Here is a 22633-nt window from a genome sequence, read left to right as displayed (position 1 = left end):
AACCTTCTGGTCTCCTGCTGCGTTCCTGCTACGTGCACAGTGACATCACGGTGACAGGGTGTGGCGACGGTCGGGGTGCGGCTACCATGACCGGCACAGGGAAGGGCGGCGCAAAGGAGTCGTCCCCAGGGGCGGCGCCCGGTGCACTGCCGGGGCGAGGAGGGCGGGCCATGGTGCAGAAGGCCAAGATCCTCCTGGTCGATGACCGGCCGGAGAATCTGCTGGCGCTGGAGGCGATCCTCTCTGCGCTCGATCAGACGCTGGTGCGGGCATCGTCCGGGGAAGAGGCGCTCAAAGCACTGCTGACGGACGACTTCGCGGTCATCCTGCTGGACGTCCAGATGCCGGGAATGGACGGCTTCGAGACGGCCGCGCACATCAAGCGGCGGGAGCGGACCAGGGACATCCCGATCATCTTCCTCACCGCGATCAACCACGGGCCGCACCACACCTTCCGCGGGTACGCGGCCGGCGCGGTGGACTACATCTCCAAGCCGTTCGACCCGTGGGTGCTGCGCGCGAAGGTCTCGGTGTTCGTCGAGCTGTACATGAAGAACTGCCAGCTGCGCGAGCAGGCGGCGCTGCTGAGGCTGCAGTTGGAGGGCGGCGGCGGCAAGGCCGCGGCGGGCGGCGACGCCAAGGAGCCGGCCGGGCTGCTCGCGGAGCTCTCCGCGAGGCTCGCGGCCGTCGAGGAGCAGGCGGAGGCGCTGTCCAAGCAACTGGACGACGAGTCGGCGGACGCGGCGGCGGTGGCCACGGCGGCGCACCTGGAGCGCAAACTCACCGGTCTGCGCCGCGCGCTGGACGCTCTGGAGCCGGGCGCCGGAGGCGGGGCCGCCTCGCTGCCCTCGCCGAACTGAACGGAACTGACGCGTGCGACGCAGAAGTTGTGCGTGAGGGCGCGTCAGTTCCCTGTTTCCGCGGACCGGACGCGTCAGTCCCGCGCCGCGCCGCGGGCGACACGAACGGGTGAAGCACCGGGCACACGTGTCCCCAGTGGTCTGCACCGGTAACCTCACACCATGGCCTCACGTCCCTCCGCAGCCAAGAAGCAGCCCGCCAGGAAGGCGGCTGCTCCGGCGAAGGCTCCGGCGAAGAAGGCCGCCGCGAGGAAGGTCCCGGCGAAGAAGGCGCCCGCCAGGAAAGTCGCGGCCAGAAGGCCCGCACCCGCGCCGGCCCCCAGCCCCACCGGGGGCGTCTACCGGCTCGTGCGCGCCGTGTGGCTGGGCCTGGCGCACGCCGTCGGCGCCGTGTTCCGCGGCATAGGGAACGGCGCGAAGAACCTCGACCCGGCCCACCGCAAGGACGGCGTCGCGCTGCTGCTGTTCGGCGTCGCGCTCATCGTCGCCGCGGGCACCTGGGCGGACCTGCGCGGCCCGGTGGGCGACCTCGTCGAGATCCTGGTGACCGGCGCTTTCGGCCGACTCGATCTGCTCGTGCCGATCCTGTTCGCCGTCGTCGCCGTGCGCTTCATCCGCCACCCCGAGAAGCCCGAGGCCAACGGCCGGATCGTGATCGGTCTGTCGGCCCTCGTCATCGGCGTGCTCGGGCAGGTCCACATCGCCTGCGGCGCGCCCGCCCGCAGCGCCGGCATGCAGGCCATAAGGGACGCCGGCGGTCTCATCGGCTGGAGCGCGGCGACCCCGCTCACGTACACGATGGGCGACGTCCTCGCCGTACCGATGCTGGTGCTGCTCACGATCTTCGGGCTGCTGGTCGTCACGGCCACGCCGGTCAACGCCGTCCCGCAGCGGCTGCGGCAGCTCGGGGTCGGCCTCGGCCTGCTGCGCGACCCGGCGGAGGACGAGTACGACGAGTTCGGCGACGACGAGGCCCGCTACGACGAGCAGTGGCGCGAGGCGCTGCCCGGGCGCCCCCGACGGCGCACGGGCGCTTCCGGGCCGTACGACCCCGACGGCGCCGAGCAGGAGGCGCTGACCCGGCGACGCGGCCGCCCCCGGCGCTCCGCCGTGCCCCAGCCGGCGATGGACCGGCAGATGGACGCCGTGGACATCGCCGCAGCCGCGGCGGCCGACCTCGACGGCGCCGTCCTGCACGGCATGCCGCCCTCGCGGGTCGTCGCCGACCTCACCCAGGGCGTGAGCCAGGGCGAAGGGGAGCCGACCACGCCGACCCCGGTGCCGACGCCCGTCCCGGCGCCGGCCCCCCGCCCCCGGCAGGAGAAGCTCAAGACCGGGGGAGCGGTTCCGGATCTGACCAAGGCGGCCCCCGAGGCGCCGCGTGAGCTGCCGGCGCGCGCCGAGCAGCTCCAGCTGTCCGGCGACATCACCTACGCCCTGCCCTCGCTCGACCTCCTGGAGCGCGGCGGCCCCGGCAAGGCGCGCAGCGCCGCCAACGACGCCGTCGTCGCCTCGCTGACGAACGTCTTCACCGAGTTCAAGGTGGACGCCGCCGTCACCGGCTTCACCCGCGGGCCGACGGTCACGCGCTACGAGGTCGAGCTCGGGCCCGCCGTGAAGGTCGAGCGGATCACCGCGCTGGCGAAGAACATCGCGTACGCCGTGGCCAGCCCCGACGTGCGGATCATCAGCCCGATCCCGGGGAAGTCCGCGGTCGGCATCGAGATCCCGAACACCGACCGGGAGATGGTCAACCTCGGCGACGTGCTGCGGCTCGCCGAGTCCGCCGAGGACGACGACCCGATGCTGGTCGCCTTCGGCAAGGACGTCGAGGGCGGCTACGTCATGCACTCGCTGGCGAAGATGCCGCACATACTGGTCGCCGGCGCCACCGGATCGGGCAAGTCGTCCTGCATCAACTGCCTGATCACCTCCGTCATGATCCGGGCCACCCCCGAGGACGTCCGGATGATCCTCGTCGACCCCAAGCGCGTCGAGCTGACCGCCTACGAGGGCATCCCGCACCTGATCACACCGATCATCACCAACCCCAAGCGGGCCGCCGAGGCGCTCCAGTGGGTCGTCCGCGAGATGGACCTGCGCTACGACGACCTCGCCGCCTACGGCTACCGGCACATCGACGACTTCAACCGCGCCGTGCGCGAAGGGACCGTCAAGCCGCCCGAGGGCAGCGAGCGCGAGCTCCAGCCGTACCCGTACCTGCTGGTGATCGTCGACGAGCTCGCCGACCTGATGATGGTCGCGCCGCGGGACGTGGAGGACTCCATCGTGCGCATCACGCAGCTCGCGCGCGCGGCCGGCATCCACCTGGTGCTCGCCACCCAGCGTCCCTCGGTCGACGTCGTCACCGGCCTGATCAAGGCGAACGTGCCCTCGCGGCTCGCCTTCGCCACCTCCTCGCTCGCCGACTCGCGCGTCATCCTCGACCAGCCGGGCGCCGAGAAGCTGATCGGCAAGGGCGACGGGCTGTTCCTGCCGATGGGCGCCAACAAGCCCACCCGTATGCAGGGCGCCTTCGTGACCGAGGCCGAGGTCGCGGCGGTCGTCCAGCACTGCAAGGACCAGATGGCGCCCGTCTTCCGCGACGACGTCACCGTCGGGGCCAAGCAGAAGAAGGAGATCGACGAGGACATCGGCGACGACCTCGACCTGCTGTGCCAGGCGGCCGAACTGGTCGTCTCCACCCAGTTCGGGTCGACGTCCATGCTCCAGCGCAAGCTGCGCGTGGGCTTCGCCAAGGCCGGCCGGCTGATGGACCTCATGGAGTCGCGCAACATCGTCGGACCGAGCGAAGGGTCGAAGGCGCGTGACGTTCTCGTGAAGCCGGACGAGTTGGACGGCGTCCTCGCCGTGATCCGGGGGCAGTCTGAGGGGTAGACGTCAGGCGAGGGGAGCGGCGACCGGCCGTGACTCACCCGTTAGAGAGCAGTGGGCAACCGTTTCCCTTTGTCGTACGTCCAGTTGAGCGAGAGGACAGGTGCGGCTCCCCGGCGGGGCCGTAACCGGCCCGTCATCGGTGTGACCGGCCATACCGATGGCGTACAAAGTCGTACCGCCCGGTTGCCCCTCCCTCCGGCACCCCCCCTAGACTGAACCTCCAGCACAGGTGGCTAAACGCTCGAAAGGCGCCCCCGTGTCCATCGGCAACTCCCCTGAAGACGAGCGTCCCTTCGAAGACCCGTCCGAGGAAGCCCCCGTCTCCATCGGCCACGCCCTGCGTCAGGCGCGCATCGAGGCCGGGCTGACGGTCGACGACGTCAGCACCGCCACCCGTGTCCGCATCGCCATCGTCCACGCCATCGAGGCGGACGACTTCGCCCCCTGCGGCGGAGACGTCTACGCGCGCGGGCACATCCGGACGCTGGCCAGGGCCGTCCACCTCGACCCCGCCCCGCTGATCGAGCGATACGACGACACCCACGGCGGCCGTCCCGCGCCGACCCCGGCCGCGCCCCTCTTCGAGGCGGAACGCATCCGCCCCGAGCGGCGCGGTCCGAACTGGACCGCGGCCATGGTCGCCGCGATCGTCGCCGTCGTGGGCTTCGTCGGCTTCACCGCGTTCAAGGGCGGCGACGGCGGCGGGGCGAAGGAGCAGGTCGCCGAGGGCGCCACCCCCACCGCCGGAAAGACCGCCTCGCCCACGCCGAAGACCGACAAGCCCGTCGACCGGAAACCGGAGCCGTCCGACAGCGCCATCGCCGCGGCCCCCCAGGACAAGGTGACCGTCCAGGTCAGCGCCGCGGACGGCCGCAGCTGGGTCGCCGCCAAGGACCACAACGGCCGGCTGCTCTTCGACGGACTGCTCAAGCAGGGCGACTCCAAGACCTTCCAGGACAGCGAGAAGATCAACCTCGTGCTCGGCGACGCCGGCGCGATCGATCTGTTCGTCAACGGCAAGAAGCTCAACGACGACTTCCAGCCCGGATCGGTGGAGCGGCTGACGTATACGAAGGGCGACCCGCAGACGGGATGAGCCCGGTGTGCCCGTACGCGACGGGGCCGGCGAAGATCGTCAACCCCGTCGACGTGGGCTGTCCGTGAGACGAAGTAGTCTTGAGCCCATGCCTGAACGCCGTACCGTCGCACTCGTCACCCTTGGCTGCGCCCGTAACGAGGTGGACTCGGAGGAGCTCGCAGGCCGTTTGGAGGCGGACGGCTGGCAGCTCGTGGAGGACGCCGAGGAAGCGGACGTCGCCGTCGTCAACACCTGCGGCTTCGTCGACGCCGCCAAGAAGGACTCCGTCGACGCCCTGCTGGAGGCCAACGACCTCAAGGGCCACGGCAGAACCCAGGCCGTCGTGGCCGTGGGCTGTATGGCCGAGCGGTACGGCAAGGAACTCGCCGAGGCCCTGCCCGAGGCGGACGGCGTGCTCGGCTTCGACGACTACGCCGACATCTCCGACCGCCTCCAGACCATCCTGAACGGCGGCATCCACGCCTCCCACACCCCGCGCGACCGGCGCAAGCTGCTGCCGGTCAGTCCGGCCGAGCGCCAGTCGGCGGGGGACGTGGCCCTTCCCGGCCACGGCGCGCCCACGGACCTGCCCGAGGGCCTGGCCCCGCAGTCCGGCCCCCGCGCGCCCCTGCGCCGGCGGCTGGACGGCGCCCCAGTCGCCTCCGTCAAGCTCGCCTCCGGCTGCGACCGGCGCTGCACCTTCTGCGCCATCCCGTCCTTCCGCGGCTCCTTCATCTCGCGCCGGCCCAGCGACGTGCTGAACGAGACGCGCTGGCTCGCCGAGCAGGGCGTGAAGGAGATCATGCTGGTCTCCGAGAACAACACCTCCTACGGCAAGGACCTCGGCGACATCCGGCTGCTGGAGTCGCTGCTGCCCGAGCTCGCCGAGGTCGACGGGCTGGAGCGGGTGCGCGTCAGTTACCTCCAGCCGGCCGAGATGCGGCCCGGCCTCATCGACGTGCTCACTTCCACGCCGAAGATCGCGCCCTACTTCGACCTGTCCTTCCAGCACTCCGCGCCCGGCGTGCTGCGGGCGATGCGCCGCTTCGGCGACACCGACCGCTTCCTGGAACTGCTCGACACCATCCGGAGCAAGGCACCCCAGGCAGGTGTGCGCTCCAACTTCATCGTGGGCTTCCCCGGCGAGTCCGAGGCCGACCTGGCCGAGCTGGAGCGCTTCCTCGACGGCGCGCGGCTGGACGCGATCGGCGTCTTCGGCTATTCCGACGAGGAAGGCACCGAGGCCGCGACGTACGACGACAAGCTCGACGCCGACGTGGTGGCCGAGCGGCTGGCCCGGGTCTCCCGGCTCGCCGAGGAACTCGTCTCGCAACGGGCCGAGGAACGCGTGGGCGAGACCGTGCACGTGCTCGTGGAGTCGGTGGACGACGAGGGCGTGCACGGCCGTGGCGCCCACCAGGCGCCGGAGACGGACGGCCAGGTGCTGCTCACGTCGGGCGAAGGCCTGAGCGTCGGTCGTATGGTCGAGGCGAAGGTGGTCGGCACGGAAGGCGTCGACCTCGTCGCCGAGCCTCTGCCGGGCTCGTTCGGGTGTAGTGAGGAGGCGGGCAGATGACGGGTGTTCCGGCGTCGGCCGCCGACGGCTCCTCCCGGGCCCCGGCTGCGCAGCCTTCGGCCCCCCAGGCTTCGACGGCTCCCCAGGCCTCGAACGCCCCCCAGGCCGCGCAGGCGGAGGTCATCGCCGCTGAGCCGGTGGGCGCGACCGCCGTCGCGGACGTCGAGGGGAGCGCCGTTGCGCCGGGGGCGGCCAGGCCGCCGCGGGGCGCGAAGATCGCGGCCGCCGCCGTCAACCAGGCGAGCGTGTGGAACATCGCCAACTTCCTGACGATGCTTCGGCTGATTCTGGTGCCCGGCTTCGTCGCGCTGATGCTGGCCGACGGCGGCTACGACCCGGCATGGCGCTCGTTCGCCTGGGCCGCCTTCGCGGTGGCCATGATCACCGACCTGTTCGACGGGCATCTGGCGCGGACGTACGACCTCGTCACCGACTTCGGGAAGATCGCCGACCCCATCGCCGACAAGGCGATCATGGGAGCGGCGCTGATCTGCCTCTCCTCGCTCGGCGACCTGCCGTGGTGGGTGACGATCGTGATCCTCGGCCGGGAACTCGGCATCACCCTGCTGCGTTTCGTCGTCATCCGGTACGGCGTCATCCCGGCCAGCCGGGGCGGCAAGCTGAAGACGCTCGTCCAGGGCATCGCCGTCGGGATGTACGTCCTGGCGCTGACGGGGTGGCTGGCCACTCTGAGGTTCTGGGTGATGGGCGCGGCGGTCGTCCTGACCGTGCTGACCGGACTCGACTATGTGAGACAGGCCATTGTGCTGCGCCGCCAGGGAATCGCGGACCGCCAGGCCGCGTCGGAGGAGACCGGAGCGTGAATTCCACGGCCGCCGACGTGGTGCGACTACTCACAGTGAGGCGGGAGACGCTCGCTGTCGCCGAGTCGCTGACCGGTGGCCTGGTCGCGGCGGAGATCACAGCGGTCCCCGGGGCGTCCAGGGTCTTCCGCGGCTCGGTCACGGCGTACGCCACCGACCTCAAGCACCGGCTGCTCGGTGTCGACGCCGGCCTCCTGGAAGCCCGGGGGGCGGTGGACGCGCAGGTCGCGGCCCAGATGGCGGCCGGCGCCCGCAAGGCGCTCGGGGCCGACTGGGGCGTCGCGACCACCGGCGTCGCCGGCCCCGACCCCCAGGACGGACAGCCCGTGGGGACGGTATTCGTGGCGGTGGACGGGCCGGCCGGGCCGGATTCCGGTTCCGCCGGCGGCGGAAAAGTGGAGGCCCTGCGGTTGAACGGCGACCGGGCGGAAATTCGTAGAGAGAGTGTACGGAGCGTACTCGCACTGCTCCTGACAGAGCTTGCGGGCGAACACACCGGGAATGAGCGGGCACAGGATACGGAACAGAACGGGGGGTTTTGATGTTTGCAGCCCTGAGTGAACACGACATCGCTCCCCGCACGGCCGCAGCGCAAGGCGGTACGGTGGGGCGTGAAGGATGCGGCTACGCGGTCCGAGGAGGGAGCCACCGATGATTCTGCTCCGTCGCCTGCTGGGTGACGTGCTGCGTCGGCAGCGCCAGCGCCAGGGCCGTACTCTGCGCGAAGTCTCCTCGTCCGCCCGAGTCTCACTCGGCTATCTCTCCGAGGTGGAGCGGGGGCAGAAGGAGGCTTCCTCCGAGCTGCTCTCCGCCATCTGCGACGCGCTGGACGTACGGATGTCCGAGCTCATGCGGGAAGTGAGCGACGAGCTCGCCCTCGCCGAGCTGGCACAGTCGGCAGCGGCCACCCCCAGCCAGCCTGTGCCCACGTCGGTTCGCCCGATGCTGGGTTCCGTGTCGGTGACCGGTGTGCCACCGGAGCGGGTGACCATCAAGGCGCCCGCCGAGGCGGTGGACGTGGTCGCCGCGTGAGATCCGTCCGCGTGGGCCCCTGAGGCCCGGGCGGGCCGGGCAGGTACGTTCGTTCGCCAAGGTACGTGCACAGGCAGTGTGAGGCCCCGGCCGGGGCTTCTCCGGGAAGACCCGGAGAGGTGCGGTCGGGGTTTTTTCGCGTCCTGGGCGCATTCCGGGCATGCCCCGGGGGTGTCCCGGCTGCGTGGCAGGGTGCGTGGCGGGCTTGTTCCATCTCGGGACCCGGGCCGCGGCCGGGTCCGTTTGCCGGTGCCGGTCGCCGAGGCCATCGTGGAGGAGCACGGCGGGAGCCAAGACACCGGAGGTACGGATGTACGTCGTGAAGAGCCCCTTGTCCGACACCGACCTGCGGACCGTCTCGGAGGCGTTGCAGGGCGCGCTCGTCGACCTCGTCGACCTGTCGCTCGTCGCCAAGCAGGTCCACTGGAACGTCGTCGGGCCCCGCTTCCGCTCCGTCCACCTCCAGCTCGACGAGGTCGTGGACGTCGCCCGCACGCACTCCGACACGGTGGCGGAGCGCGCCTCCGCGCTCGGCGTCTCACCGGACGGGCGGGCGTCGACGGTGGCCGCGGGCAGCGGGATCAGCCCGGTGCCGGCGGGCTGGGTGAAGGACTCCGACGCCGTCGGGGCGCTGGTCGCCGCCCTCGGGGCGGTCATCACCCGGATGCGGGAACGGGTCGCGGCGACGGGCGACCCGGACCCCGTGAGCCAGGACATCTTCATCGGCATCACCGCGGATCTGGAGAAGCATCACTGGATGTTCCAGGCGGAGAACGCGTGAGTCCTCGGGGCGGCTGCGGCGCCCCGCGCGGGTGCGGGCGTGCGGCGGCGGTCCCGCCGGAGACGAGGGGCTCGGTTTTCTGACGTCGTGGACGGACACCGCGTGATCCGCGTGAGGCTCAGCTGGAGGTGACGGCCATGGCGGGGCGAATAGCGGGGCGCACGGCCGTCTCCGCGCCGGGCGTGGTGCTGAGCCTCGGGCTGGGCGTGCTGTGGTGGTGGGCCGTGGTGAGGCTCGCCGTCACGCCCGGTGCCGGCGCGCTGGAGGGAACGGTGGCCGCGGGGGGCTGGGGGCTGAGCCTGCTGCCGGTGCACTGTGTGGCGAAGGCGCGGGCGGTGGGGGTCGTGGCGCAGGGGCGGTGGCGGGCTGCTTGGCGGGGGGGCTGGGCGGCCGCGGGGGAGGGGGAGGGGGCCGGAGCCGCCGCAGGAGCTGGGCGGGGAGCGAGGTGCGGCGGACGGGGAAAGGGCGGAGTGAGTGGGGGCGGCGTGAGTGGGGCGGAGCCAGGGGGAGGGCGGAGGAAGGTGCGAGGTGCGAGGTGGAGTGATGGGTGGGCGGGTGGGAGGCGTGGCTCGAGGTGACGAGGGGTGGGAGGCGTGGGTCGGGGGTGTGGGTCGAGGTGACGAGGGGTGGGAGGCGTGGGTCGGGGGTGTGGGTCGAGGTGACGTGGGGTGGGAGGCGTGGGTCGGGGGTGTGGGTCGAGGTGACGTGGGGTGGGAGGCGTGGGTCGGGGGTGAGGTCACCAGGGCATGGCCACGCCGCCGTTCGGGCGGAGGATCTGGCCCGTGGTGAACGCCGATGCGTCCGAGGCCAGGTGGAGGACCGCGTGGGCGATGTCCTCCGGTTCGCCGACCCGGCCGAGCGGCGACCTGCGCGCCATGAGCGCCTCGGTGTGCGCCTGCGCGTCCGCGTCGTGGCGATCGGTCATCGGGGTGCGGATCCAGCCCGGCGCGACCGCGTTGACCCGGATGCCGTGCCGCCCGACCTCCGTCGCCAGCGTCTTCGTCAGCTGGACCACGGCCGCCTTGGCCACACCGTAACAGAGCAGGCCGGGGCCGCCGGTGTCCACGGCGCCCGAGGCCATGGTGACGATGCTGCCGCCGGCGCCGCGCGCCAGCATCAGACGGGCCGCCTCCTGGCAGGCGTACAGGACGCCCTTGAAGTTGACGGCGAGGACCCGGTCCAGGTCCTCGTCCAGGGTCTCCAGGACGGGGCTGCTGTGCATGATCCCGGCCACCGCGGCCATGACGTCCAGCTGCTCGCAGGACTCCACGGCCTGACGGACCTGGACGCGGTCGGTGACGTCGAGGTGGTGCGTACGGGCGCTTCCGCCGTGGTCCCTGATCAGCGTCGCCGTCTCGTGCAGGCCCTGCGCGTCGCGGTCCGCGCCGTGCACGGTGGCGCCCGCCCGGGCGAGCAGTACGGCGCAGGCGCGGCCGATTCCGCTCGCGGCGCCGGTGACGAATGCGGTGCGTCCGGTGAGGTCGTACGCCTTCACGGCCATGAGGGGACGGTACGAGGGTTTCTGATGGTCCGTCAATTACCGGGACGTCGGCCGGTCATGGGCGCCGCCCTGGGCGTGCCGTCACGGGAGGGTGCGGGAACGGGACCGGTGGGTCGGTGGGGAGCCCGGTGCCGGAGCAGGCCCCGTCTGGCAGGTGGGGCACCAGTAGGTCGGGCGTTCGCGGGAGCCGTCGCCCTGGTCGGCCACCCGGATCCGTGTGCCGCAGCGCAGACAGGGGCGGGGTGTGCGGCCGTAGACGAACAGGTCCGGGGCGCGGCGGCCCGTGGTGTTGCGGACCAGGCGGTCGCGGTTGGCCTCCAGCAGCTTCTTCGCGAGCACGGGCAGCTTCTCGGCGCGGTCGGCGGGGAGCGCGCCGACCGGGAGCCACGGGGTGACGCCCAGGAGGAAGCAGAGCTCGCTCTTGTAGACGTTGCCGAGACCGGCCAGATTGCGCTGGTCGAGGAGGGCCTCGCCGAGGGGGCGGTCGGGGGCGGCGGCGAGGTTGGCCAGGGCCCGCTCCGCATCCCAGTCGGGGCCCAGCAGGTCGGGGCCGAGGTGGCCGACGGCCTGTTGCTCGTCGGCGGTGCGCAGCAGTTCGAGGACGGGGAGTCGGTAACCGACGGCGGTGCGGTCGTGGACGCCGAGGATCGCCCGGATCTGGTGCGCCGGACCGCCGGTCCAGCGCTGGTCGTGCGTGTAGATCTTCCAGGCGCCGTCCATCCGCAGGTGCGAATGGAGCGTCAGGCCGCCTTCGACACGAGTGAGGAGGTGCTTGCCGCGCGCGGTGACATCCAGGACGGTGCGGCCGGTGAGATCGGCTGTCGCGTACTTGGGGACGCGCAGATCGGAGCGGGTCAGCACCTTTCCCGCGAGGGCGTCGTGGAGGCGCCTCGCGGCCTGCCAGATCGTGTCACCTTCGGGCATGGGTCAAGGGTGACACGCGGGGACGGAAGCGCGCGGAGGAGCGCCTGCGGGCGTCGGGCGGGCTCTGGACAGGTGCCCGGGCGGGCTCCAGGCGGATGCCGGGACGGGCCGTGGGCGGATGCCCGGGCGGGCTCTGGGCGGGGGTCGGGGCGGGACGGCGGGGCGGGCATTGCGGCCGTGCCGCTGCGGGCGGGTGCGTTTCGGCGCCGTGGGCTCCGGGGCGTGGGCGTCTGCTGTCATGCGCGCAGGCGCAGGCCTCGGGGGGTCGCGATGAAGCCCGCTCCTTCCAGGAGGCTGCCGATGGGGGAGGTGAGGGCGGAGACCCCGTTGACCCGCTCCACCGTGACCGTGCCGAGGGAACCCGCGCGCGCGGCCTCGGCCAGGGCTTCGGCTGCGGTGTGCAGACGCGGATCGTCGGCGGGCGTGTCCTCGGACTCCGGGGCGGAGGGCCAGGCCAGCAGCGTCTTGCCGCCGCGCTCCATGTAGAGCGTCAGCTCGCCGTCCACGAGCACCACCAGGGAGCCGGCCTTGCGGCCCGGCTTGTGCCCGGCGCCGCTGGGCGGCTCGGGCCAGCCCAGGGCCGCGCCGTAGGCGTTCGCCGGGTCGGCGGCTGCGAGGACGACGGCCCGGGAGACGTTGCCTCCGCCGCGGTTGCGGCTCTGGGTGTGGCCGCGGTGGAAACGATCGGGCGGACCCCCGTCGGAGAAGGCGCTGCCGCCGCGCGGACCGCCCGCGCCCGGAGAGGCGAAGTCCAGGGGCGAGGCGTACTCGTCGCGCGAGGCCGGGGCTCCTCGGCTGCCCAGGGGCGAGGCGAGGGGGCCGTCGGGGTCGACGACGTCCCAGACGTCGTCCGACGGGGAGCCGTCGGGGAAGACGAAGCCGTCCGGATCGCCGGTCGGAAGGCTCGGAGCGGGCAGGGGCTCGCCGCGGTCCCGGGCGTTGGCCACCGCACGCAGCCGGTCCACGGCGCCGTCCATGGCGAACTGCGCGGCGCCGAGCCCCTCGACGACGTACCCCCGCCGTGCCTGACCGCTCTCCTCGAAGACGGACAGAATGCGGTACGTCGCCGAGAAGCCGCCCTCCACGCCTTCGGCGGCGACCGCGCCCCGGGTGACCACGCCGTGCCGGTCGAGGAGCGTGCGGGCGAGCGCGTGGGCCCGCACCGTGGGGTCGGACTCGAGGACGGGGAGGAGCGACCAACGGCCCGCGACCGTCGGAGGACCGCTGCGGGACGCCGGTCGGGCCGCGGCCGTCAGGGAGCCGTAGCGCCCGCGCGGGATCGTGCGCTTGGCGCGGTGGGCCGTGGAGCCGGCCGTACGGCCCGAGCCCAGGAGGGAGCGCATGGGCGCGAGCGTGTCGTTGGTGAGCCGGCCGGACCAGGCCAGATCCCAGACGGCGTCGGCGAGTTGGGGATCTGTGGCCTCGGGGTGGGTGGTGGCCCGGACCCGGTCGGCGATCTGACGGAAGAACAGGCCGTAGCCGCCGGACAGCGCGTCCAGGACGCACTGGTGCAGCGCCGTCAGCTCCAGGGGGTGCGGCGGCGGGAGGAGCAGGGGCGCGGCGTCGGCCACGTACAGCGAGACCCAGCCGTCCTTGCCGGGGAGGGCGCCGGCCCCGGACCAGACGATCTCTCCGGCCGCGGTCAGTTCGTCGAGCATCGCCGGGGTGTAGTCGCGTACCCGGGAGGGCAGGACGAGTTTTTCCAGGGCCGAGGCGGGCACCGACGCCCCCTGCAACTGTTCGACGGCGCGCACCAGCCCGTCGACGCCGCGCAGCGAATGGCCCTTCCCGATGTGCTGCCACTGGGGCAGGAACTGGGCGAGCGCGGGAGGCGGGACCGGCTCCAGTTCGTGCCGCAGAGCGGCCAGGGAGCGGCGGCGCAGCCGGCGCAGGACCGTCGCGTCGCACCATTCCTGGCCGATGCCCGCCGGGTGGAACTCGCCCTGGACGACGCGCCCGCCCGCCGCGAGCCGCTGGAGGGCGCCCTCGGTGACCGCCACGCCGAGGCCGAAGCGGGCGGCCGCCGCGGTGGAGGTGAAGGGGCCGTGGGTGCGGGCGTAGCGGGCGAGCAGGTCGCCGAGGGGATCCTTGACCGGCTCGGTGAACGCTTCCGGAACGCCGACCGGCAGAGCCGTGCCCAGTGCGTCACGCAAGCGGCCCGCGTCCTCGATCGCGGCCCAGTGCTCGGCGCCGGCGATGCGGACCCGGATGGCGCGGCGGGCGGCGGCCAGCTCCTGCGCCCAGTGCGGTTCGGCGCCGCGCTCGGCGAGTTCGGCGTCGGTCAGCGGGCCGAGGAGCCGCAAGAGGTCGGCGACGCCCTCGGCGTCCTTCACGCGGCGGTCCTCGGTGAGCCACTGGAGCTCCTGCTCCAGCTCGGCGAGGACATCGGCGTCGAGCAGCTCGCGCAGTTCGGCCTGGCCCAGCAGCTCGGCCAGCAGCCGGGAGTCCAGGGAGAGGGCGGCGGCCCGTCGCTCGGCGAGCGGAGAGTCTCCCTCGTAGAGGAACTGGGCGACATAGCCGAACAGGAGGGAGCGGGCGAAGGGGGAGGGCTCCGGGGTGGTGACCTCGACCAGGCGCACCTTGCGGGACTCCAGATCACCCATCAGCTCCACGAGGCCGGGCACGTCGAAGACGTCCTGGAGGCACTCGCGGACCGCTTCCAGGACGATCGGGAACGAGCCGAACTCACTGGCCACCTGCAGCAGCTGAGCGGCGCGCTGGCGCTGTTGCCACAGCGGTGTGCGCCGGCCGGGTGTGCGGCGCGGCAGCAGCAGCGCGCGGGCGGCGCATTCGCGGAAGCGGGCCGCGAACAACGCCGATCCGCCCACCTGGTCGGTGACGATCTGATCGACCTCGCCCTTGTCGAAGACGACGTCCGCCGCGCCGACCGGAGCCTGCTCCGCGTCGTATTCGGCGCCCGCCTTCACGGGCTCGTGGTCGAGGAGGTCCAGGCCCATGAGGTCGGCGTCGGGCAGCCGCAGCACGATGCCGTCGTCGGCATGCATGACCTGGGCGTCCATGCCGTACCGCTCGGAGAGCTTGGCCCCGAGGGCGAGCGCCCACGGGGCGTGGACCTGGGCGCCGAACGGGGAGTGGACGACGACCCGCCAGTCGCCCAGTTCGTCCCGGAAGCGCTCCACGACGATCGTCCGGTCGTCCGGGACATGGCCGCAGGCCTGGCGCTGCTCCTCCAGGTAGGACAGCACGTTGTCGGCCGCCCACGCGTCCAGACCCGCGGTGAGCAGCCGGAGCCGGGCGTCGTCCTTGGGCAGGGAGCCCACCTCGCGCAGGAACGCGCCCACCGCGCGGCCCAGTTCCAGCGGCCGGCCCAGCTGGTCGCCCTTCCAGAAGGGCAGTCGGCCCGGGACGCCGGGGGCGGGCGACACCAGGACGCGGTCGCGGGTGATGTCCTCGATCCGCCAGGAGCTGGTGCCGAGCGTGAAGACGTCGCCCACGCGGGACTCGTAGACCATCTCCTCGTCGAGCTCGCCGACCCGGCCCCCGCCCTTCTTGGGGTCGGAGCCCGCGAGGAAGACGCCGAACAGGCCCCGGTCGGGGATCGTGCCCCCGGAGGTGACCGCCAGACGCTGGGCGCCGGGACGGCCGGTGACCGTACCGGTGACCCGGTCCCACACCACGCGCGGGCGCAGCTCGGCGAACGCGTCGGACGGGTAACGGCCGGCCAGCATGTCCAGCACGGCCGTGAACGCCGATTCCGGGAGCGACGCGAAGGGCGCGGCGCGGCGGACCGTCGCCAGCAGGTCGTCCGCCTGCCAGGTGTCGAGGGCCGTCATCGCGACGAGTTGCTGCGCCAGGACGTCCAGCGGATTGGCGGGGACCCGCAACGACTCGATGGAGCCCGTGCGCATCCGCTCGGTGACCACGGCCGCCTGGACCAGGTCGCCGCGGTACTTCGGGAAGACCACGCCGGTGGACACCGCGCCCACCTGGTGCCCCGCGCGCCCGACGCGCTGCAGGCCGGAGGCCACCGAAGGCGGCGACTCCACCTGGATGACGAGGTCCACCGCGCCCATGTCGATGCCGAGTTCGAGGCTGGAGGTGGCCACCACCGCGGGCAGCCGGCCCGCCTTCAGGTCCTCCTCCACGAGCGCGCGCTGCTCCTTGGAGACGGAGCCGTGGTGGGCGCGCGCGATGACGGTCGGGGCTCCCTGAGCCGCGCCCGAGCCGCCCATGAGCTGTGCGGGGGAGTGGTGCTCGTCCAGGGACTCGCCGGTCGCCCGCTCGTAGGCGATCTCGTTGAGCCGGTTGCACAGGCGCTCGGCGAGGCGACGGGAATTGGCGAACACGATCGTGGAGCGATGGGCCTGGACGAGGTCGGTGATCCGCTCCTCGACGTGCGGCCAGATCGACGGGCGCTCCGCGCCCTCGGAGCCGTCGGCGACGGGTGAGCCGCCCAGCTCCGCCAGGTCCTCCACCGGGACGACGACCGAGAGGTCGAACTCCTTGCCGGACTTCGGCTGGACGATCTCCACCTTGCGCTGCGGGGACAGGTAGCGCGCCACCTCGTCGACCGGGCGGACGGTGGCCGACAGGCCGATGCGGCGGGCCGGCCTCGGCAGCAGCTCGTCGAGCCGCTCCAGGGACAGCGCGAGGTGGGCGCCGCGCTTGGTGCCCGCCACGGCGTGCACCTCGTCCAGGATCACCGTCTCGATGCCCGTCAGCGCGTCGCGGGCCGCCGACGTCAGCATCAGGAACAGCGACTCGGGAGTCGTGATCAGGATGTCCGGGGGGCGGGTGGACAGGGCTCGGCGCTCGGCCGGCGGGGTGTCGCCGGAGCGGATGCCCACCCTGACCTCGGGCTCGGTCAGTCCCAGGCGCACCGACTCCTGGCGGATGCCTGTCAGAGGGCTGCGCAGGTTGCGCTCGACGTCGACGGCCAGGGCCTTGAGGGGGGAGACGTAGAGAACCCGGCAGCGCTTCTTCGGATCGGCGGGCGGAGGCGTCGAGGCGAGCTGGTCCAGCGCCGCCAGGAAGGCTGCCAGGGTCTTGCCGGACCCGGTCGGGGCCACCACCAGCACGTCCGAGCCCTCGCCGATGGCCTGCCACGCGCCCGCCTGGGCCGCAGTGGGCGCGGAGAACGCCCCCGTGAACCAGCCGCGGGTCGCGGGGGAGAAGCCGTCGAGGGCTCGGTGTGCGGAGCTGACCATGCGTCCATCCTGCACCCGACCACTGACAATGGCGCTGAGCTGCGGCTTTCGCCGGCGGGGTGGGGGACGTGTCGGGGTGGCCGCGGCGGGCCAGGGCAGGGGCAGAGGGCAGGGGGGCAGGGGGGCAGGGGGGAGGTGTCGGGGAGGGACGGCGAGCGGGGATTCCCGGCCGTCGCGGAGAATGGGGTCATGGCGGATTCGGGTGAGCTGGCACGGCACTGGCGGTACGCCGAGCTGCCCGGCGTCGACCTGCTGCGCGCCCGGTACGTCCGCAAGACCTTCGTACGGCACACCCACGAGCACTTCGTGATCGCCGCCATCGCCGAAGGGGTGGAGGTCTTCGCCCACCGCGGATCCGACCAGTACGCCGGGGCGGGAGCGCTCGCGCTGGTGAACCCGGACACCCCGCACACCGGGCGGGCCGGAGTGCCGGAGGGCTGGCGCTACGGGGCCGTGTACCCGTCGCCCGACGTCGTGACCGAGATCGCGGCCGAGACCACGACCTTGCGCCGAGCCCCGGGCTTCGTCCGTCCCGTGCTCGACGATCCCTGTGCCGTCACACTCGTGCATCAGGTGCTCCGGGCCGCCGAGGAGGGCAACGCGCTGGCCGCCGACACCCTGCTGCGGGTGGCGGTGACACGGCTGCTGCGGCTCAACGGCGGACCGCTGCCGCAGCGGGAGATCCGGTCGGCCGGGGCCCGGATCGCAGCACGCGCGCGTGCTGCGCTGGAGGAGCGTCTGGTCGATCCGCCGACGCTGGAGCAGCTGGCAGCGGACCTGGGCACCGGCTCGTTCGCCCTGTTGCGGGCCTTCCGGGACACCTACGGGCTGCCGCCCCATGCCTGGCTGACCGACGCCCGGGTGCGCCGGGCCCGGCGGCTGCTGGACGCGGGCACGGCGCCCGCCGACGCGGCCGTCGCCGTGGGCTTCACCGACCAGCCCCACCTCAACCGCCACTTCGCCCGGATCGTGGGAGTCCCTCCGGGGGCCTACCAGCGCGAGCGCAAGAACGTACAAGACCCGACCGGGCCGGCACCCCTAGCGTCGGGGTCGTGGCAGAACAGACAGCTCACACGGACGCAGCTCACACGGACGCAGCTCACATGGACATCCGGGCCGACGCCGAGGGAAGACCGGACCGCGCCGTCGTACGGGACGCCCTGGCGGTCGGGGTCGCCGTAGGGCTCTCCGGGTTCGCCTTCGGGGTGACCTCGGCGGGCAGCGGACTCACGGTGTGGCAGACCTGCGCGCTCAGCCTCATGGTGTTCACCGGCGCGTCCCAGTTCGCGCTGGTCGGGGCGCTGGCGGCGGGCGGCAATCCGCTGACGGCGGCCGCGGGAGCCTTCTTCCTGGGCGTGCGCAACGCGTTCTACGGGCTGCGTCTGTCGCAGTCGCTGGCCCTCCCGCGCGCGGTGCGCCCCTTCGCCGCCCACTGGGTGATCGACGAGACGACGGCGGTCTCACTGGCCCAGCGGGGACGCCGCGCCGCCCGCATCGGCTTCGCCGTCACCGGACTGACCCTGTACCTGCTGTGGAACCTCACCACACTGCTCGGCGCGCTCGGCGCCGAGGCCATCGGCGACACCGATGCGTGGGGACTCGACGTGGCCGGGCCCGCCGTCTTCCTGGCGCTGCTCGCGCCCATGCTGAAGACCGCCGTCGAGCGGGCCGTCGCCGGACTCGCGGTGCTTCTGGGACTCGGCCTGCTGCCGGTTCTGCCCGCCGGAGTGCCCGTGCTGGCGGCCGCGCTGGCCGCGCCGGCCATGCTGTACGTCGAGGGCCGGCGCGCGGCCGGCCGGGAGGCGGCCGGCCGGGAGGCGGCCGGCCGGGAGGCGGCCGGCCGGGACGACTCGGGACAGGAGGAGGAACGTTGAACACCTGGATCGCGATCGGTGCGACCGCGCTGGGCTGCTACGCCGTCAAACTCGCCGGACTGCTCGTTCCGGCGGGGCTACTGGAACGGCCGCTCGTCAGGCGCTTCGCCGCCCTGCTCCCCGTCGCCCTGCTCGCCGCCCTCACGGCCCAGCAGACCTTCGCCGACGGGCGCGCCCTCGTCCTGGACGCACGGGCCGCGGGGCTCGCCGCGGCCGTCGTCGCCCTCGTGCTGCGGGCTCCCTTCCTGCTGGTGGTCGCGGCCGCCGTGGCGGTCACGGCGGGGGCCCGGGCCCTGGGCGGGTGACCCGGAAACGGAGAGGGAACAGCCGCGAAGGCAGCGATAGCCGCGAAAGCCGCGATAGCGGTGAGAGCAGTGACAGCGGTGAGTGCGGCGACGACGTGGTGAGACGGTCTCGACGGGCCTGCGGTCAGCCGATGCCGCGGCCGTAGGCCCGCAGGGTGCGAAGCGCCTCGATCGTCACCATGGGACGTGCCTCCAGCGCCGTACCGGGCGCCCAGCGGCGCCAGCGGATGGGCCAGCCGCCGTCCTTCTCCTGTGTCTCGGCGAGGTGGTCCAGGGAGCGTGTCATCTCCTCGTCGGTGAACCACGCGCGCGCGAGCGACTGTGGAGTCCGCGCGAAGTCGTACGGGAAGTGGTGCTCGCCCGGGGCGTAGCCGGGGGCGACCGGATACGCGTCGAGGCGGTCCGGATCCAGCGCGACGAGTCGGTGGTCGCGCACCAGGCGCCCCAGTCGGTCGGCGGCCGCCTGCGCGCGGGCGCGGTCGGGAGCGGAGTCCAGGAAGGCCACGGCCGCCTCGACCTCGTAGGGATGGGACCGCTCCATGGAGTCCACCGCCTGCCAGCAGAAGTCCGTGGCCCTGAACAGCCAGGCGTGCCACACCTCGTTGCGGTGCAGCAGACCCACCACGGGCCCGGTGGACAGGAGATCGCTGGGCGGGTCGTCCACGATCGGGATGAAGGGCGCCGCCGGGTACCCGCGCTGGCTGGGATGGATCGCCGGCAGCGCGCCGTCGCCCGTGGAGACGGACGTCAGATAGCCGCAGACCCGCTCCACGCGCCGCCCGCTCAGCCGCCCGATGGAGTCCAGGACCGCCAGTGCGCGCGCGGTGTGCAGCGGCTGGCTGACGGGACCGCGCAGATCGGGTTCCAGCGCGTGGCCGTATCCACCGTCCTCGTTGCGGTAGGCGTCGAGGGCGGTCTCGACGGGATCGGCGCCGCCGTGGAGGAAGTCGTGCGCGAAGATGCGCTGTTCCAGCACGCGCGCGGTCAGCCAGACGAAGTGCTCGGCGCGGAAGAGCGGGGAGTGCGCCAGGGGCGTCGGGGGGAGTGGGGATGCTCCGGTTTCGGCCATGGTCAGACCGTAGGGCGGAAAGCGGTCTCGGCAGGCGGTCCCGGCGAGGGCCACCCCCGCGCGCGGGATACTGGTGGCATGCGGTTGACGGTCTTCTGGCAGCGGATGGACGAGCACTTCGGCACGGGATACGCCGAAACCTTCGCGCGCGATCACGTGATGGCGGAGCTCGGCGGGAGAACGGTGCACCAGGCGCTGGCGGACGGCTGGGACGCCAAGGACGTGTGGCGGGTGGTGTGCCTGGTGATGAACGTTCCCCAGGAGATGCGCTGACCCCGGGCGAAGACCGCATGCGGTTCCCCGGTTGTCGGTGGCGTAGGCGAGACTTGCTCCGTGGCACCCACTGACGAGACCGGGCAGACCGCCCGGAACGCATCCCCGCCCGGCACCATGCCGCCCCCGGAACCGCTCCCGAACCAGGGTGACGCCGGGCACGCGGCGCGCATGCCGCGCTGGCTTCCGCGCGCCATGGTGCTCGCTCTCGCCCTCATCGGCGCGTTCCAACTGGGCACCTGGGCCTTCCACCAACTCGTAGGCCTGCTGCTCAACATCCTCATCGCGTTCTTCCTGGCCCTCGCGATAGAACCGGCGGTCAGCCGGATGTCCGCCCGGGGGATGCGGAGGGGGCTCGCCACCTTCCTGGTCTTCTTCGGCCTGCTGATCGCCGTGGCCGGCTTCTTCACGCTGCTCGGCTCGATGCTCGCCGGACAGATCATCAAGATGATCGAGGGCTTCCCGGAGTACCTGGACTCGGTGATCCACTGGGTCAACACCACGTTCCACACCGAACTCAGGCGCGTGGACATCCAGGAGGGCCTGCTCCACTCCAACTGGCTGAAGAAGTACGCCCAGAACAGCGCCGCGGGCGTCCTGGACGTCTCCACCCAGGTCCTCGGCGGTCTCTTCCAGCTGCTGACGATCGCCCTGTTCTCGTTCTATTTCGCCGCCGACGGACCGCGGCTGCGCCGCGCACTGTGCTCCGTCCTGCCGCCGGCCAAGCAGGCGGAGGTGCTGCGCGCCTGGGAGATCGCCGTCGACAAGACCGGCGGCTACCTCTACTCGCGCGGACTGATGGCGTTGATCTCCGGCGTGGCGCACTACGTGCTGCTGCAGGCCCTCGGCATTCCGTACGCGCCCGTGCTCGCCGTGTGGGTGGGCGTGGTCTCGCAGTTCATCCCCACCATCGGGACCTATCTCGCGGGCGCCCTGCCTCTGCTGATCGCCTTCACGGTCTCCCCTCTGTACGCGCTCTGGGTGCTGATCTTCGTCGTGGTCTACCAGCAGTTCGAGAACTACATGGTGCAGCCCAAGCTGACGTCGAAGACCGTCGACATCCATCCCGCCGTCGCCTTCGGCTCCGTCATCGCCGGCACCGCCCTCCTGGGCGCCATAGGGGCGCTGATCTCCATCCCTGCGGTGGCCACGCTGCAGGCGTTCCTGGGCGCCTACGTCAAGCGCTACGCCGTCATGGACGATCCCCGTGTCCACGGCCACCGGGACCGCGGCGAGGGGCCGGGACCGCTCACCCGCGCGCGGGGGCTGTGGTCACGGGGCCAGGACCGGACGAGGGGCCCGCGACGGGGGCCCGGAGGGCCCGGCTGAGGAGCACGTACGTGAGGGCCCGGGTACCTCGGTCATCTCAGTACGTGCGGACGGCCCATACCCCGGCCGCGGCCACCGCGACCGCGTAGCAGCCCACCGAGGCGGCCACGATCCGCCATCGCGCCCTCTCGCTCCAGGACGTGCGGGACAGCAGCCAGGCCAGCGCGGGCAGCACCACGACGGCATGCAGGCTGACCCCGTGCAAGGGCTTGAGCGGCGCCGTCGAGCTGTACGCGGCCTCCTGATGCCCGGTGCGGGTGAGCACGACACCGCGTGCGATCATCGCCGCTCCCGAGGCGAGCGCGACGAGGAGGATCGCGAAGCCGGAGCGCACCGCGAGCGCCATCCCGGCCGGGCCCGTCGGCCGGCGCCGGAAGGAGATCGCGGCGAACACGGCGAGCAGCACCGCCAGGACGCCGCCGCCGACCGCGAGCGTCATGGACACCGCCGTGTCGAAGGGCGTCTCCATGTCCAGGTGCGAGGGCACTCCGCGCCACGCCTGGAGGGTGATGCCCCCGACCTCCACGACGCAGTCGGCGGCGAAGATCCCGAGCAGCGCGGTACGCAGCCGCCGCCCCGTCCGCAGATATGACGTGACCTGGACGACGGCCAGGAGCGTCACCCCGAAGGACAGTCCGAAGGTGACGGGCTTGCGCCAGGACACGGGGCCGTTCCACGGTTCGCCGTCGACGGCGAACACCACGAGATGGAAGAGACCGGAGAGGATCAGCAGAAGCGCGGTCGCCCTGTAGAGGCGGTAGCGGGAGTGCGCGTACCCGTCCACCGGGCCCGGTGGCCGGTTCATGCCCCCGGGGCCGGTCCCGCCGAGGGGCGGCCTGTGGTTCTGCTCGTCCAGGTCCATGCGCCGAGCCTCCCGGCCGCTTCGAGCGCCGTCGTCGTCCGGGCGGAGACATCCGCGGTACGACCGGGGAAGCAGCCGGGCGGGTCCGGGGCCCGGGCGGCCGGTGAACGTAGCCTCGGAAGTGCCGCGCGGTGCGCTTGACACGAAAATCGAACATCCATTCTGATGGAAGCTCCGGCAAGGCTCACGGCGAGTGTTCTGTCCCTTTTTGGGACGGTAAGCGCATGAGTTATCCACAGGCCGAACCGGCGTCGAGGCGCATTGTCAGTGGCAGGCGTT

The 22633-nt window shown here is 72.6% G+C and carries 18 protein-coding genes; 13 read left to right on the top strand and 5 right to left on the bottom strand.

Annotated features, from left to right (window positions below):
* The first annotated feature begins 170 nt into the window (after window positions 1-170).
* From Sri02f_RS39695 to Sri02f_RS39660, 8 genes are all read left to right on the top strand, one after another.
* A complete protein-coding gene (locus Sri02f_RS39695) occupies window positions 171-860 on the top strand; it encodes a response regulator (RefSeq protein WP_109006156.1) in 690 nt (229 codons plus the stop codon).
* Window positions 861-1022: 162 nt separating this feature from the next.
* Window positions 1023-3758 (top strand): DNA translocase FtsK, encoded by a 2736-nt coding sequence (locus Sri02f_RS39690; protein WP_109006155.1) that lies wholly within the window; start codon window positions 1023-1025, stop codon window positions 3756-3758.
* 256 nt (window positions 3759-4014) lie between these two features.
* Entirely contained in the window at window positions 4015-4854 is an 840-nt protein-coding gene (locus tag Sri02f_RS39685; RefSeq protein WP_109006154.1) for a helix-turn-helix domain-containing protein, read from the top strand.
* 88 nt (window positions 4855-4942) lie between these two features.
* Entirely contained in the window at window positions 4943-6412 is a 1470-nt protein-coding gene (rimO, locus tag Sri02f_RS39680) for a 30S ribosomal protein S12 methylthiotransferase RimO (RefSeq protein ID WP_109006153.1), read from the top strand.
* Window positions 6409-7236: a CDP-diacylglycerol--glycerol-3-phosphate 3-phosphatidyltransferase gene (gene pgsA / locus Sri02f_RS39675; RefSeq protein WP_109006152.1), complete on the top strand. Its 828-nt coding sequence runs from the start codon at window positions 6409-6411 to the stop codon at window positions 7234-7236. Before rimO ends, pgsA begins: the two co-directional genes overlap by 4 nt.
* Entirely contained in the window at window positions 7233-7778 is a 546-nt protein-coding gene (locus Sri02f_RS39670; RefSeq protein ID WP_109006151.1) for a CinA family protein, read from the top strand. The genes pgsA and Sri02f_RS39670 overlap by 4 nt, the downstream gene beginning before the upstream one ends.
* A gap of 109 nt (window positions 7779-7887) precedes the next feature.
* The gene (locus Sri02f_RS39665) at window positions 7888-8268 is read left to right on the top strand and encodes a helix-turn-helix domain-containing protein (protein ID WP_057575292.1); all 381 of its coding nucleotides are present in this window, start codon (window positions 7888-7890) and stop codon (window positions 8266-8268) included.
* A gap of 310 nt (window positions 8269-8578) precedes the next feature.
* A complete protein-coding gene (locus Sri02f_RS39660; RefSeq protein WP_109006150.1) occupies window positions 8579-9049 on the top strand; it encodes a Dps family protein in 471 nt (156 codons plus the stop codon).
* Between the two features lie 736 nt (window positions 9050-9785).
* Here Sri02f_RS39660 and Sri02f_RS39645 read toward each other — a convergent pair.
* From Sri02f_RS39645 to Sri02f_RS39635, 3 genes are all read right to left on the bottom strand, one after another.
* Window positions 9786-10550, bottom strand: a complete 765-nt coding sequence (locus tag Sri02f_RS39645) for an SDR family NAD(P)-dependent oxidoreductase (protein ID WP_109006149.1) — start codon at window positions 10548-10550, stop codon at window positions 9786-9788.
* Window positions 10551-10631: 81 nt separating this feature from the next.
* A complete protein-coding gene (locus tag Sri02f_RS39640) occupies window positions 10632-11474 on the bottom strand; it encodes an Fpg/Nei family DNA glycosylase (RefSeq protein WP_109006148.1) in 843 nt (280 codons plus the stop codon).
* Window positions 11475-11710: 236 nt separating this feature from the next.
* Complete coding sequence (locus tag Sri02f_RS39635; protein ID WP_109006147.1) at window positions 11711-16642, bottom strand: ATP-dependent helicase; 4932 nt, start codon at window positions 16640-16642, stop codon at window positions 11711-11713.
* Window positions 16643-16831: 189 nt separating this feature from the next.
* On the opposite strand from Sri02f_RS39635, the gene Sri02f_RS39630 reads away from it, so the two are divergent.
* The 3 genes from Sri02f_RS39630 to Sri02f_RS39620 are packed head-to-tail and all read left to right on the top strand — an operon-like array spanning window position 16832 to window position 18821.
* Complete coding sequence (locus Sri02f_RS39630) at window positions 16832-17824, top strand: AraC family transcriptional regulator (RefSeq protein WP_109006146.1); 993 nt, start codon at window positions 16832-16834, stop codon at window positions 17822-17824.
* The gene (locus Sri02f_RS39625; protein WP_109006145.1) at window positions 17746-18516 is read left to right on the top strand and encodes an AzlC family ABC transporter permease; all 771 of its coding nucleotides are present in this window, start codon (window positions 17746-17748) and stop codon (window positions 18514-18516) included. Before Sri02f_RS39630 ends, Sri02f_RS39625 begins: the two co-directional genes overlap by 79 nt.
* Window positions 18513-18821, top strand: coding sequence for an AzlD domain-containing protein (locus Sri02f_RS39620; protein WP_109006144.1), 309 nt, complete (start codon window positions 18513-18515; stop codon window positions 18819-18821). The genes Sri02f_RS39625 and Sri02f_RS39620 overlap by 4 nt, the downstream gene beginning before the upstream one ends.
* 124 nt (window positions 18822-18945) lie before the next feature.
* Here the strand turns inward: Sri02f_RS39620 and Sri02f_RS39615 are convergent, their stop codons facing one another.
* Window positions 18946-19890, bottom strand: a complete 945-nt coding sequence (locus Sri02f_RS39615) for a hypothetical protein (protein WP_109006143.1) — start codon at window positions 19888-19890, stop codon at window positions 18946-18948.
* A gap of 78 nt (window positions 19891-19968) precedes the next feature.
* Here Sri02f_RS39615 and Sri02f_RS39610 point away from each other — a divergent pair, with 78 nt between their 5' ends.
* A complete protein-coding gene (locus Sri02f_RS39610; protein ID WP_109006142.1) occupies window positions 19969-20163 on the top strand; it encodes a DUF3046 domain-containing protein in 195 nt (64 codons plus the stop codon).
* 60 nt (window positions 20164-20223) lie between these two features.
* Window positions 20224-21492, top strand: a complete 1269-nt coding sequence (locus tag Sri02f_RS39605; RefSeq protein ID WP_109006141.1) for an AI-2E family transporter — start codon at window positions 20224-20226, stop codon at window positions 21490-21492.
* Window positions 21493-21529: 37 nt separating this feature from the next.
* On the opposite strand, the gene Sri02f_RS39600 is transcribed toward Sri02f_RS39605, so the two are convergent.
* Window positions 21530-22297, bottom strand: coding sequence for a hypothetical protein (locus Sri02f_RS39600; protein WP_245971010.1), 768 nt, complete (start codon window positions 22295-22297; stop codon window positions 21530-21532).
* Between the last annotated feature and the right edge of the window lie 336 nt (window positions 22298-22633).

Source organism: Streptomyces rishiriensis, assembly GCF_003112535.1.
In the GTDB taxonomy this organism is placed as follows: Bacteria; Actinomycetota; Actinomycetes; order Streptomycetales; family Streptomycetaceae; genus Streptomyces; species Streptomyces rishiriensis.
This window is presented reverse-complemented; position numbering and strand designations above follow the sequence as displayed.

Coding starts and splice junctions, on each gene's coding strand:
- Sri02f_RS39640 (WP_109006148.1), bottom strand. CDS start 11,474: ATGCCCGAAGGTGACACGATCTGGCAGGCCGCGAGGCGCCTCCACGAC.
- Sri02f_RS39695 (WP_109006156.1), top strand. CDS start 171: ATGGTGCAGAAGGCCAAGATCCTCCTGGTCGATGACCGGCCGGAGAAT.
- Sri02f_RS39615 (WP_109006143.1), bottom strand. CDS start 19,890: ATGGCCGAAACCGGAGCATCCCCACTCCCCCCGACGCCCCTGGCGCAC.
- pgsA (WP_109006152.1), top strand. CDS start 6,409: ATGACGGGTGTTCCGGCGTCGGCCGCCGACGGCTCCTCCCGGGCCCCG.
- Sri02f_RS39690 (WP_109006155.1), top strand. CDS start 1,023: ATGGCCTCACGTCCCTCCGCAGCCAAGAAGCAGCCCGCCAGGAAGGCG.
- Sri02f_RS39625 (WP_109006145.1), top strand. CDS start 17,746: ATGGACATCCGGGCCGACGCCGAGGGAAGACCGGACCGCGCCGTCGTA.
- Sri02f_RS39665 (WP_057575292.1), top strand. CDS start 7,888: ATGATTCTGCTCCGTCGCCTGCTGGGTGACGTGCTGCGTCGGCAGCGC.
- Sri02f_RS39600 (WP_245971010.1), bottom strand. CDS start 22,297: ATGAACCGGCCACCGGGCCCGGTGGACGGGTACGCGCACTCCCGCTAC.
- Sri02f_RS39635 (WP_109006147.1), bottom strand. CDS start 16,642: ATGGTCAGCTCCGCACACCGAGCCCTCGACGGCTTCTCCCCCGCGACC.
- Sri02f_RS39645 (WP_109006149.1), bottom strand. CDS start 10,550: ATGGCCGTGAAGGCGTACGACCTCACCGGACGCACCGCATTCGTCACC.
- Sri02f_RS39610 (WP_109006142.1), top strand. CDS start 19,969: ATGCGGTTGACGGTCTTCTGGCAGCGGATGGACGAGCACTTCGGCACG.
- rimO (WP_109006153.1), top strand. CDS start 4,943: ATGCCTGAACGCCGTACCGTCGCACTCGTCACCCTTGGCTGCGCCCGT.
- Sri02f_RS39630 (WP_109006146.1), top strand. CDS start 16,832: ATGGCGGATTCGGGTGAGCTGGCACGGCACTGGCGGTACGCCGAGCTG.
- Sri02f_RS39660 (WP_109006150.1), top strand. CDS start 8,579: ATGTACGTCGTGAAGAGCCCCTTGTCCGACACCGACCTGCGGACCGTC.